Below are 12,158 nucleotides of genomic sequence, written 5' to 3'. Positions count from 1 at the left end.
GTCGTTGCCGGCTACTCCCACTCGATTGTTGCAGGCGGCTTGGACGAGATGTCGTAGGTTACCCGGGACACACCGGAAATCTCGTTAATGATCCGGTTGGATACGGTTTCCAGCAGTTCGTACGGGAGCCGCGCCCAGCGTGCTGTCATAAAGTCCACGGTTTCCACGGCACGGATCGCGATCACGTATTCGTAGCGGCGGGCATCACCCACTACACCCACGGATTTCACCGGCAGGAACACGGCAAAAGCCTGGCTGGTTTTGTGGTACAGGTCCGCGCGGTGCAGCTCTTCCAGGAAGATGGCATCGGCGCGGCGCAGGATCTCGGCGTACTCTTTCTTCACTTCGCCAAGGATACGAACGCCCAGACCCGGCCCCGGGAACGGGTGGCGGTAGACCATGTCGTACGGCAGGCCAAGTTCGAGGCCGATCTTGCGGACTTCATCCTTGAACAGCTCGCGCAGCGGCTCTACCAGTTTCATCTTCATGGTTTCCGGCAAGCCACCCACATTATGGTGGGACTTGATAACATGGGCTTTACCGGTTTTGGACGCAGCGGATTCAATCACGTCCGGATAGATGGTGCCCTGGGCCAGCCAGTTCACATCCTTGATCTTCGCGGCTTCAGCATCGAACACATCAATAAAGGTGTTACCGATGATCTTGCGCTTCTGCTCGGGATCGTTCACGCCCTTGAGCTTGGACAGGAACAGGTCTTCGGCATCGGCTCGGATAACCTTTACGCCCATATTGCTGGCGAACATGTCCATCACCTGGTCGCCTTCGTGCAGGCGCAGCAGGCCGTTGTCCACAAACACGCAGGTCAGCTGCTCACCGATGGCCTTGTGCAGCAGCGCGGCGGTGACCGAGGAATCAACACCGCCGGACAAGCCCAGCAGCACCTTGTCGGAACCCACCTGCTCGCGAATCTGGCGAACGGCATCGTCAACGATCTTGGCCGGGGTCCACAGAGCCTCACAACCGGAGATGGTCAGGACAAAGTGCTCGAGGATGCGCTTACCCTGCAGGGTGTGAGTGACTTCCGGATGAAACTGAACGCCGTACAGGTTGCGGCTCAGGTCCTGCATGGCGGCAACCGGTGCGCTCTCAGTGGAAGCCAGCAGCTCGAAGCCTTCCGGCATGGCAACCACTTTGTCGCCGTGGCTCATCCATACGTCCAGCAGGGAATCACCGGCCGGCGTCAGGTGGTCGGTAATGTCTGCCAGCAGCGGGCCCTTGGCACGAACCTTAACCTGGGCATAACCGAACTCGCGCTTCTCGGAGCTGGCCACCCGGCCGCCGAGCTGCTCGGCCATGGTCTGCATGCCGTAGCAAATGCCCAGAACCGGGATGCCCTTGTCGAACAGGCCTTCCGGAGCGCGGGGACCACCCAGCTGGGTTACCGACTCCGGACCACCGGCCAGAATGATGCCTTTGGGATTGAACTCGGCGAGTTCTTCGTCTGTGATATCAAAGGCCTTGATCTCGCAGTAAACCCCGATTTCCCGAACGCGACGGGCAATCAGCTGGGTGTACTGGGAACCGAAATCAAGAATCAGGATACGGTGGTCGTGAATGTTCTGAGCCATGGAGTCCTCGGGCTTTAAAAAAACAACGCGGCCCGGAAACCGAGCCGCATCAGATCAGGCTGAATCAACCGATGCGGTAGTTCGGCGCTTCCTTGGTGATGGTCACGTCATGAACGTGGCTCTCACGCATACCGGCATTGGTAATCCGCACAAATTCAGGCTTGGTACGCATGTCGTCCATGGTGGCGCTGCCGGTGTAACCCATGGAGGCACGCAGGCCGCCAACCAGCTGGTGCACGATGTTACGCATCGGGCCCTTGCAGGCAACACGACCTTCGATACCTTCCGGAACCAGCTTCTCAATACCTTTGCTGGCGTCCTGGAAGTAACGGTCGCTGGAGCCCTGCCCCATGGCACCCAGGGAACCCATACCACGGTAGGCCTTATAGCTACGACCCTGGAACAGTTCGACTTCACCCGGGGCTTCGTCAGTACCGGCCAGCAGGCTGCCAACCATCACCGCGTGGGCGCCAGCGGCAATGGCCTTGGCGATATCACCGGAGAACCGGATGCCACCGTCGGCAATCAACGGCACACCGCGCTCTTTCAGGGCAGCGGCTACATTGGAAACCGCAGAAATCTGAGGTACGCCAATACCTGCCACAATACGGGTGGTGCAGATGGAGCCGGGGCCGATACCAACCTTCACAGCATCTGCGCCTGCGTCGGCCAGGGCGATGGCTGCGTCGGAAGTCGCGATATTGCCACCAATCACCTGCACATCCGGGTAGTTCTGCTTGACCCAGCGAACCCGGTCAATCACACCCTTGGAGTGGCCGTGGGCCGTGTCTACCACGATCACGTCTACACCGGCCTCGGCCAGTGCGGCAATACGGGCTTCGGTATCGCCACCGGTACCCACCGCAGCGCCAACACGCAGACGGCCTTGTTCGTCTTTACAGGCCAGCGGGTAATCCTTGGCCTTCTGGATATCTTTAACAGTAATCAGGCCGCGCAGCTGGAAGTCGTCGTTAACCACCAGCACTTTCTCGATGCGATGGCGGTGCAGCAGCTCTTTCACATCCTCAAGGCTGGCGCCTTCTTTAACGGTAACCAGCTTGTCTTTCGGCGTCATGATATCCCGCACCGGGGTATCCATGCGGCTTTCAAAGCGGATATCACGGCCGGTAACGATACCTACCAGGTCGTTGCCATCCACCACCGGCAGGCCAGAGATGCTGTTGGCCATGGTGATATCAACCAGTTCCCGCACGGTGGTGTCCGGGTTAACGGTAATCGGGTCTTTCACCACACCGCTTTCGTATTTCTTGACCTTGCGTACCGCAGCAGCTTGCTGTTCAACCGTCATGTTCTTGTGCATGATGCCAATGCCGCCTTCCTGCGCCATGGCGATCGCCAGCTCAGCTTCGGTTACCGTGTCCATGGCCGCTGATACCAGCGGAATGTTCAGGGTGATACCTTTGGTCAACTGGGTTTTCAGCTCAACCTGGTGAGGTAGAACTTCCGAGAATCCGGGAACCAGGAGAACGTCATCAAACGTGAGGGCTTCTTCGGCAATACGCAGCATTTGGGTCCGCCTTTTGAACATGCTAAGTTTGGAATTTCCCCGCTGCACCCGCGGCGGTGCAACAAAGCAAAATCCTTAATCGATCTATTATAAAGTGGTGACAGAACACAGTAAACCGCAGGGTTTTTGCGGTTTGGTTGCATCTTTCTGAATTTACGTTATTTTTGCCTGTCACCTTCGGCTATTGCGTATGAAAAAACCGGGAGCCCGCCCTTTGATACCCCCCTATCCGGACACCCGCCCAAGAGCACTGAGCGTTTCCGAACTCAATCATCAGGCCAGGCACCTGCTCGAATCCAGCTTCATGCAGGTGTGGGTGGAAGGCGAATTGTCCAGCTTTTCCCGGCCATCGTCCGGCCACTGGTACTTTTCGCTGAAAGACCAGAAATGCCAGATACGCTGCGCCATGTTTCGCGGGGCGAACCAGCGTATTCGCACCCTGCCGAAAGAAGGCGACCAGATCCGCATTCGCGGCAAGGTGACCCTCTACGAGAACCGGGGTGACTTCCAGATCATCGTAGAACACCTGGAACCTGCCGGCCTGGGGCCGCTGCAGCAGGCATTTGAAGCCCTGAAAATGAAACTGCAGGCCGAGGGCCTGTTCGACCCGGCTCGCAAAAAGCCCCTGCCCGTTACCCCGCGCCACATCGGCGTGGTCACTTCACCCACCGGCGCAGCCATTCACGACATTCTCACCGTGCTGGCACGGCGTTGCCCGGCCATTCCGGTCACGCTCTACCCCACTGCCGTTCAGGGGCAGGCTGCGACGGCCGACATCGTAAACGCCATCGATCGCGCCCAGCGCCACGGCGTGGCGGATGTGCTGATCATTGGCCGGGGCGGCGGCTCGCTGGAGGACCTCTGGTGCTTTAACGAAGAAGCCGTCGCCCGGGCGATTGCCGGATGCTCTATTCCCACCGTCAGTGCAGTGGGCCACGAAGTGGACGTTACCATCGCCGATTTCGTGGCAGACCTTCGGGCACCCACCCCCTCTGCCGCAGCGGAAAAAATCTCGCCGGATCAAAGCCAGTGGCTGCGCCGCCTGGCTGAACAGCAACTCCGGCTGGGGCAATCCGCCCGCCGTTTGCTGCTCCGGCTGGACCAGCAACTCGGCCACCTGGCCGCAAGGCTTCGGGACCCGCGCCGGGAACTCCAGGACAAAGCCCAGCGCATGGACGAGCTGGACATGCGCCTGAACCAGGCCATGAACCTGAAGCTGCAGCAACAGCAGCTTAAAACCGGACACCTGGCCCAGCGGCTGGGCACCCAGTCGCCAGCAAAAACCCTGCAGAATGCCGGGGAGCAGGTGCAGCGACTGAATGAACGGCTGAACAAAGCCATTCGCCAGAACCTGCGGCAGCAGCAGGAAAAGCTCCAGTTGAATGCCCAGACCCTGAACGTGGTCAGCCCGCTGGCCACCCTTGGCCGCGGCTACGCCATCGTGCGGGATGACAAGAACCGCATCGTACGGAGTGCCGATCAGCTGTCAGCCGGCCAGGCCATCAGCGCCCGCTTTGGACAGGGCAACGTGTCGGCAGAGGTGACGAAAGTCAATTCCGTCACAGAATAGGCCCGGAACCGATCAAAACTACGCCTATGGTCTAGTAGCCCCCTTTTTCAAAGCCCCTACAGTTGTAGCCATCAACCCTAAAATAAAAAACGATACAACTGAGGTGGAGCACATGAGCTACAACGCCGAATTCCGTCGGTCGATTGATCAGCGGGACGACTTCTGGCGCGACCAGGCGCAAAACATCGACTGGATCGAGCCACCCAAGACCATCTGGCAGGCCAAGGATAACGGCCACGGCGAATGGTTTCCCGATGGTGTACTCAATACCAGTGACGTAGCGCTGGACGCCAACATCCGCGCCGGCCGCGGCGACCAGACCGCACTGATTTACGATTCCCCCGTTACCGATACCCGCCAGACATTCACCTACAACGAACTGCGTGACGAAGTGGCCAGCTTTGCCGGCGCACTGCGTGATCGCGGTATCGAAAAAGGCGATCGGGTAATCATCTATATGCCGATGATCCCCCAGGCCGCCATTGCCATGCTGGCCTGCGCCCGCCTTGGTGCCATCCACTCTGTGGTGTTCGGCGGTTTTGCCGCCCACGAACTGGCGGTACGGATTGAAGACGCCAAGCCCAAGGCCTTGCTGACGGCTTCCTGCGGCATCGAAATCACCAAGGTGATCGAATACAAGCCGCTGGTGGATAAAGCCATCGAGCAATCCAGCCACAAGCCGGAATTCTGCGTGGTCTACCAACGCCCGCAGGCAAAGGCAGACATGCAAGACGGCCGGGACTTTGACTGGAACACCATTTCTGCCGCAGCCAGCCCCGCAGACCCGGTACCGGTTAAAGCCAATGATCCGCTGTACGTGCTGTACACCTCCGGCACCACCGGCAAGCCCAAGGGCGTGGTAAGGGATAACGGCGGCCACGCCGTCGCCCTGAAATACAGCATGGAACTGGTCTATGACGCCAAGCCCGGAGATGTGTTCTGGGCGGCCTCGGACGTCGGTTGGGTGGTTGGCCACAGCTATATTATCTACGCGCCGCTGTTTACCGGCTGCACCACCATCCTCTATGAAGGCAAGCCGGTACGCACCCCGGATGCCGGCGCCTTCTGGCGCGTGGTTGAAGAACACAAGGTGAACATGCTGTTCACCGCTCCGACTGCCTTCCGCGCCGTGCGCAAGGAAGACCCGGAGGCGGACCAGCTGGCCAAGTACGATGTGTCTTCCCTCAAGCGCATCTTCCTGGCCGGTGAGCGACTGGACCCGCCCACCTACGAGTGGCTGAAAGAACACACCGGCCTGCCGGTGCTGGACCACTGGTGGCAGACCGAAACCGGCTGGGCCATTTGCTGCAACCCGGTCGGCATTGAAATGATGGCCACCAAACCCGGCTCCGCCACGGTTCCCTCGCCCGGCTTCAACGTTCAGGTGGTGGATATGGACGGTCGCCAGGTACCCGCCGGCGAGCAAGGCCAGATTGCCGTTAAATTACCGCTGCCACCGGGCTGCCTGATGACCGTATGGGGCGACGACGAGCGCTTCCTGAACAGCTACCTGCGGCCCATCGAAGGCTTCTACAGCTCCGGCGATGGCGGTTTTATTGACGATGACGGCTACGTGTTCGTGATGGGCCGTACCGACGACGTGATCAACGTGGCGGGCCACCGCCTGTCCACCGGCGAAATGGAAGAAGTGGTTGCCTCTCACCCGGCCATCGCCGAATGCTGCGTGGTAGGTGCCCACGACGATATGAAAGGCCAGATCCCGGTCGGCCTGGTACTGATCAAGGACGGCGCCACCATCGACCAGGACGAGCTCGAAGAGGAACTGGTGGAAATGGTGCGGGAGAAGATCGGCGCTATCGCCTGCTTCCGCCGCGCCATTGTGGTGGAAAGGCTACCGAAAACCCGGTCAGGCAAAATCCTGCGGCGGGTGATCCGGCAGATCGCCGACGGTGAACAGTACAACGTACCCAGCACCATCGACGACCCGGCAATCCTGGAAGAAATCAGCGAGAAATTCGGACGCTGATCCGCCCCGGACCCTACCGTAAGAAAACCCATCAAGGCCTGCTCCCGACGGAACAGGCCTTGATGTCATTTTAATTACAACTCATTGTTTTTTATCACCAAAAACAAGAAAATCAATCTTCAGAAAATAATTGACGCCCCACAAACTCGGTCTATACTGAAAATTGCTGTGAACCTCTGCAGCGGTATTTGGCGAATGCGTTCCAACGTCCTGCCCCGGCTTTTCGTTGCCCCTTCCTCAGTACGCTCCGGATGTTTCAGCTCATAACTGCCTAAGTGCAAAAATGAAGGTCCCGTGAGGGCAAATTTCAGTAAGACAGGAAAGATCGATGTCCGATACCAAAACCGGCCACGTGAAGTGGTTCAACGAATCCAAGGGCTTTGGCTTCATCGCCCAGGAAGGCGGCAGTGACGTTTTCGTTCACTACAGTGCAATCAACTCAAACGGTTTCCGTACCCTGGCTGAAGGCCAGCAGGTACAGTTTACCGTTACCCAGGGCCCGAAAGGCCCGCAGGCGGAAAACGTAACCCCTCTGTAAGGGCGCGCGCCCCCGCCGGATGCCCCTCACGGGCAGACGGAAAACAAAACGGCCGGCAAATTTGCCGGCCGTTTTGCGTTCTGGCTTGATCGCCGGAGTCTTCAGGCGGTTTCAGTCGGTTCCGGCGCCTTGACTGCCGGCATTTCCGTACCTACGGCCTGGGCCACAGCAGAGAACAGGGCCTGCAGGGTCGCCGAGGTGGTGTCTTCCGCCAGGGCAGCAGCGCTGCAGTGCTGGCCATTGGCCGTCAGGCGGATACACGCCAGTGCGTTGGCGTTGGTGCCCTCACCCAGCGCAAACTCGTCATAGGCCTCTACGGCGACGGTTACACCGAAGCGCTTGGCCAGACCGTCCGACACCGCTTCTACTGCACCCAGACCACGCCCTTCGAGGGTAACCGGTGCCTTCTCGCCACCTACAACCACTTCTGCGCGCACGCCATCTTCGTCCCGGTGCAGGTCATACGAACGCAATGACCAGTCACCGTACACCTTCAGATAGCGGTCTTCGAACAACCGGTGAATGGTGTGGGAATCGATCTCGCCACCATTGGTTTCGGCCTCACGCTGCACCACCTTGCTGAACTCGATCTGCAACCAGCGTGGCAGGGTAATGTCATAGTCCCGCTCCAGCACGTAGGCAACGCCACCCTTACCGGACTGGCTGTTGATACGCACCACTTCTTCGTACCGGCGGCCCACGTCGAACGGGTCGATCGGCAGGTAGGCTACGTTCCAGACGTCGCCTTCCTTGCGCCGTGCCAGGCACTTGCGAATCGCATCCTGGTGACTGCCGGAGAAGGCGGTAAATACCAGCTCACCTGCATACGGATGGCGCGGATGAGTGGAAATCTCGGTGCAGGCTTCCACCACCTCGGTGATTTCCGCCATACCGGACAAATCCAGGGTCGGGTCGATGCCCTGGGAGTACAGGTTCATGGCCATGGTCACCAGGTCCATGTTACCGGTGCGCTCACCATTGCCCATCAGGGTACCTTCTACCCGGTCAGCGCCGGCCATAACACCCAGCTCAGCGGCGGCAACCGCACAACCCCGGTCATTATGGGTGTGCAGGCTGATGCTGATGTGCTCGCGGTAGCGAATGTTCTCGCAAATCCACTCTACCTGGTCGGCAAACACGTTGGGCGTGGACATCTCCACCGTGGCCGGCAGGTTGATAATGACCGGCTGGCCCTGGTCCGGACGCCAGACGTCGGTGACGGCATTAATCACTTCCGCGGCAAAGTCCAGCTCGGTACCCGTGAAGCTCTCCGGAGAGTACTGGAAGGTCCAGTCGGTATCCGGGTGGCGAGCCGCGATTTCTTTCACCAAGGTGGCGCCATTTACGGCAATCTCGCGGATACCGTCGCGATCCAGGCCGAACACCTGCTCCCGCTGCACCGTAGAGGTGGAGTTGTACACGTGCACAATCGCCTGCTTCGCACCTGCCAGCGCTTCATAGGTACGTTCGATCAGTTCCGGGCGGGCCTGGGTCAGCACCTGGATTTTCACATCCTCAGGAATGCGGTTTTCCTCGATCAGCTTGCGGCAGAAATCGAAGTCCGGCTGGCTGGCCGCCGGGAAACCGATTTCGATTTCCTTGAAGCCAAGCTTGACCAGCAAATCGAACAAACGCTGCTTCTGGGCAACGGACATGGGCTTGATCAGGGACTGGTTACCATCCCGCAGGTCAACGGCACACCAGGTGGGGGCTTTTTCGATAACCTGGTCGGGCCAGCGGCGGTCTTTCTTGGCAACCGGCTTGAAGGCAACGTATTTACGATGATCAAAGGCCATATCTGACAATTCCTTTCACGGGTCTGTGTAATGACACTATTCTAACGCCGCTATGACGCTATTTGGTTGCTATTTCGGGGCGCTTTCACTAACTTTACGCCATATAATTGCCATCATTAAAGGTTATGAAGAATAAAATGCCCACAAAAGAAAAGACCCTGATACAAATCGACAAAACAGACCGGAAAATCCTCGAACAATTGCAGAAAGACGGTTCGCTGACCAATCAGCAGCTGGCCGAAAAGGTAGGGTTATCGCCGTCGCCCTGCCTGCGCCGGGTCAGGGCCCTGGAGGAAGCGGGCATCATCATTCGCACCGTAACCATCCTGGATCACAAAAAACTGGGGCTGGCGTTGACGGCGATTATCCTGATCGGCATGGACCGGCACACACCGGAGCGGTTTGCCGCCTTCGAGGAACAGGTTGCCGACTACCCGGAAGTTCAGGAGTGCTACCTGATTACCGGCCAGAGCGCCGATTACATGCTGAAGATTGTGGTGCCGGACATGGACCACTATCACCAGTTCCTGCTGAACCGGATTACCCGTATCCCGGGGGTCAGTGGCGTACATTCCAGCTTTGTTCTGCGGCGGGTAATCGACAGCACCGCCCTGCCCCTGGGTTACCTCTCCTGACGGATCAGCTCGGCCACATAAGCCTGGGTCATCACTTTCAATTCACCGACCAGTTGCCGGCCCTGCTGGTCCGGCAGTGTCGCTGCCAGGCGCAGAATGGACCCGGCCGCCCGCGGTAGTAACAGGCTGGCATTCCAGCGGCGGTCATCCGGCAGGTCAGGGTATTCCTGTTGCAGGCGGGCATCCAGGTCACTGGCGTTGTTGTAGAGCTCTCGCAGGTCCAGGTCCCGCAACTCGGGCATGGCTTCAACGCCACTCCAGATGGCCGAATAGGCAGGCTCGGTGCGGTAGAAGGTGTAGAACTGCTCGATCAGCACCTCGATGGCCTCATCCAGGCCAAGTTGCGGCAGCTTCTCCCGGAGTGCACGTTCCATTTTCTCCACATGGCCTTCGGCAATGGCGTGGACGATGGCCGCCTTGTTCGGGAAATACCGGTAAAGGGAGGCGAGCGACATGTCCGACTGCCGGGCAATGGCCGACATGCTGGTGCCGTCTACCCCGTTCTCGTGAAAGATCGCAGCGGCGTGCCGCAAGATGGCGTCTACACGCTCCCTGCTCCGGGCCTGTACAGGCTTTCGGCGTGGTGTTACGTCGATAGATTCGTCAGTCATTATCTGTACCTTGTGCAGCAGGCTCCGTACAATAACGCCCACTTTACGACAAAGAAAGGCAGAGTCAGGCCAACAGACCTGCCAATTAGTCTTAACCCCGGATTTCAAAAAACGGAAGACACCATGCGAGCAAGCCGCTACCTGATTGCCACCCAGAAAGAGACCCCCGCCGATGCCGAGATCATCAGCCACCAGCTGATGCTGCGCGCCGGCATGATCCGCAAACTGGCCGCCGGCCTTTACACCTGGCTGCCCATGGGGCTGCGTACCCTGCGCAAGGTAGAGCGGATTGTTCGTGAAGAAATGGACAAGAGCGGTGCCCAGGAAGTGCTGATGCCCGCCGTTCAGCCTGCGGAACTGTGGCAGGAATCCGGCCGCTGGGAGCAGTACGGCGGCGAGCTGCTGCGCATGAACGACCGCCATGGCCGGGATTTCTGCTTCGGCCCGACCCATGAAGAGGTCATCACCGACCTTATCCGTAACGAGCTCAAGAGCTACAAGGAACTGCCGGCCAACTTCTACCAGATCCAGACCAAGTTCCGCGACGAGCGCCGCCCGCGTTTCGGTGTGATGCGCGCCCGGGAATTCATCATGAAAGACGCCTACTCGTTCCACGTGAACGCGGCGTCCCTGGATGATACCTATCAGCTGATGCACCAGACCTACTGCAACATCTTTGATCGGCTGGGCCTGGATTATCGCCCGGTGCAGGCGGATTCCGGTTCTATTGGCGGCAGCGCTTCCCACGAGTTCCACGTGCTGGCCTCCTCCGGTGAAGATGCCATCGTGTTCAGCACCGATAGCGACTACGCCGCGAACATCGAGAAAGCCGAGGCCGTGGCACCGGCGGGCGAACGCGCAGCACCGGGCGAAGCCATGCAGGAAGTACACACCCCGGGCCAGAAAACCATTGAAGCGGTGTCTACGTTCCTGGGCCTGCCGGCAGAGCGCAGCGTGAAAACCCTGCTGGTAAAAGGCGAAGCCGACGAGAACGGCGAATCCGGCCTGGTGGCACTGATCCTGCGCGGCGACCACACCCTGAACGAGATCAAGGCTGAAAACCTGGCCGGCATTGCCGAGCCGCTGACCATGGCCACCGATGAAGAAATCGTGAAAGCCATTGGCTGCAATCCCGGTTCCATCGGCCCGGTTAACCTGCCGGTGCCGGTCATTGTCGATCGCAGCGCCGCCCACCTGGCGGACTTCGTATGTGGTGCCAACAAGGATGACTATCACCTGACCGGCGTGAACTGGGAGCGTGATGTAGCCCTGGGCCGGGTGGAAGACCTGCGCAACGTAGTGGAAGGTGACCAGAGCCCGGACGGCAAGGGCACATTGGAGATCCGCCGCGGTATCGAAGTGGGCCACATCTTCAAGCTGGGCAACAAGTACAGCCAGGCCATGAATGCCACTGTACTGGACGAGAACGGCAAGGCCGTGATCATGGAGATGGGCTGCTACGGCATCGGCGTATCCCGCATCGTGGCGGCGTCCATTGAGCAGAACCACGATGACAAGGGCATCATCTGGCCCGACGCCATTGCTCCGTTCGAAGTGGCTATCGTTACCCTGAACGCCCACAAGAACGCCGTAGTGGCCGAAGCCGGTGACAAGCTTTACGAACAACTTCGCCAGGCTGGCTACGATGTGTTGCTGGATGACCGGAACGAGCGCCCGGGCGTGAAGTTTGCGGACATGGAACTGATGGGCATTCCGCACCGGTTTGTGGTTTCCGAGCGGGGCCTGGCTGCCGGCACCCTGGAATACAAGGGCCGTCGCGATGAAGATAAACAGGATATTGCCCTGGAAGAAGCCCTGCCCTTCCTGGTGAAGGCCTCACCTAAAGGCGGGCTCTAACCCGCCCGTCCGGTCTTTGGCGGGTGGCCGGCTTGGCCGCTCGCTGA

Annotated in this window: 9 protein-coding genes; 5 read left to right on the top strand and 4 right to left on the bottom strand. The window is 59.2% G+C overall.

Translation table 11 applies throughout. The features are described 5' to 3' along the window. Positions 1-11: 11 nt before the first annotated feature. Both guaA and guaB read right to left on the bottom strand, forming a co-directional pair. Positions 12-1,589 carry a glutamine-hydrolyzing GMP synthase gene (gene guaA / locus B2589_RS02360; RefSeq protein ID WP_232902268.1) on the bottom strand — a complete coding sequence of 526 codons (1,578 nt, stop codon included), beginning with the start codon at positions 1,587-1,589 and terminating at the stop codon, positions 12-14. Positions 1,590-1,653: 64 nt separating this feature from the next. Next, on the bottom strand, positions 1,654-3,117 hold the full coding sequence (gene guaB / locus B2589_RS02355) for an IMP dehydrogenase (protein WP_286815481.1): 1,464 nt from the start codon (positions 3,115-3,117) through the stop codon (positions 1,654-1,656). A 190-nt stretch (positions 3,118-3,307) separates the two neighbouring features. Between guaB and xseA the strand changes: the two genes are divergently transcribed. The 3 genes from xseA to B2589_RS02340 all read left to right on the top strand — a co-directional run bounded on the left by xseA (position 3,308) and on the right by B2589_RS02340 (position 7,212). Beyond that, a complete protein-coding gene (xseA, locus tag B2589_RS02350; protein WP_286815480.1) occupies positions 3,308-4,687 on the top strand; it encodes an exodeoxyribonuclease VII large subunit in 1,380 nt (459 codons plus the stop codon). A 70-nt stretch (positions 4,688-4,757) separates the two neighbouring features. After that, a complete protein-coding gene (locus B2589_RS02345; protein ID WP_081697569.1) occupies positions 4,758-6,674 on the top strand; it encodes a propionyl-CoA synthetase in 1,917 nt (638 codons plus the stop codon). Between the two features lie 328 nt (positions 6,675-7,002). After that, positions 7,003-7,212, top strand: coding sequence for a cold-shock protein (locus B2589_RS02340; RefSeq protein WP_022989121.1), 210 nt, complete (start codon positions 7,003-7,005; stop codon positions 7,210-7,212). A gap of 101 nt (positions 7,213-7,313) precedes the next feature. Here the strand turns inward: B2589_RS02340 and leuA are convergent, their stop codons facing one another. After that, on the bottom strand, positions 7,314-9,008 hold the full coding sequence (gene leuA / locus B2589_RS02335) for a 2-isopropylmalate synthase (RefSeq protein WP_286815479.1): 1,695 nt from the start codon (positions 9,006-9,008) through the stop codon (positions 7,314-7,316). Positions 9,009-9,145: 137 nt separating this feature from the next. Between leuA and B2589_RS02330 the strand changes: the two genes are divergently transcribed. Further along, a complete protein-coding gene (locus B2589_RS02330) occupies positions 9,146-9,643 on the top strand; it encodes an Lrp/AsnC family transcriptional regulator (RefSeq protein ID WP_022989123.1) in 498 nt (165 codons plus the stop codon). Here the strand turns inward: B2589_RS02330 and B2589_RS02325 are convergent. After that, the gene (locus B2589_RS02325) at positions 9,631-10,254 is read right to left on the bottom strand and encodes a TetR/AcrR family transcriptional regulator (RefSeq protein ID WP_286815478.1); all 624 of its coding nucleotides are present in this window, start codon (positions 10,252-10,254) and stop codon (positions 9,631-9,633) included. The genes B2589_RS02330 and B2589_RS02325 overlap by 13 nt on opposite strands. A 123-nt stretch (positions 10,255-10,377) precedes the next feature. Between B2589_RS02325 and B2589_RS02320 the strand changes: the two genes are divergently transcribed. Beyond that, positions 10,378-12,111, top strand: a complete 1,734-nt coding sequence (locus B2589_RS02320; protein WP_286815477.1) for a proline--tRNA ligase — start codon at positions 10,378-10,380, stop codon at positions 12,109-12,111. The last annotated feature ends 47 nt before the right edge of the window (positions 12,112-12,158 follow it).

Source organism: Marinobacter sp. UBA3607 (assembly GCF_002375525.1).
In the GTDB taxonomy this organism is placed as follows: Bacteria; Pseudomonadota; Gammaproteobacteria; order Pseudomonadales; family Oleiphilaceae; genus Marinobacter; species Marinobacter vinifirmus.
The sequence above is the reverse complement of the archived record's forward strand: the minus strand, read 5'-3'. Positions and strand labels throughout refer to the sequence as shown.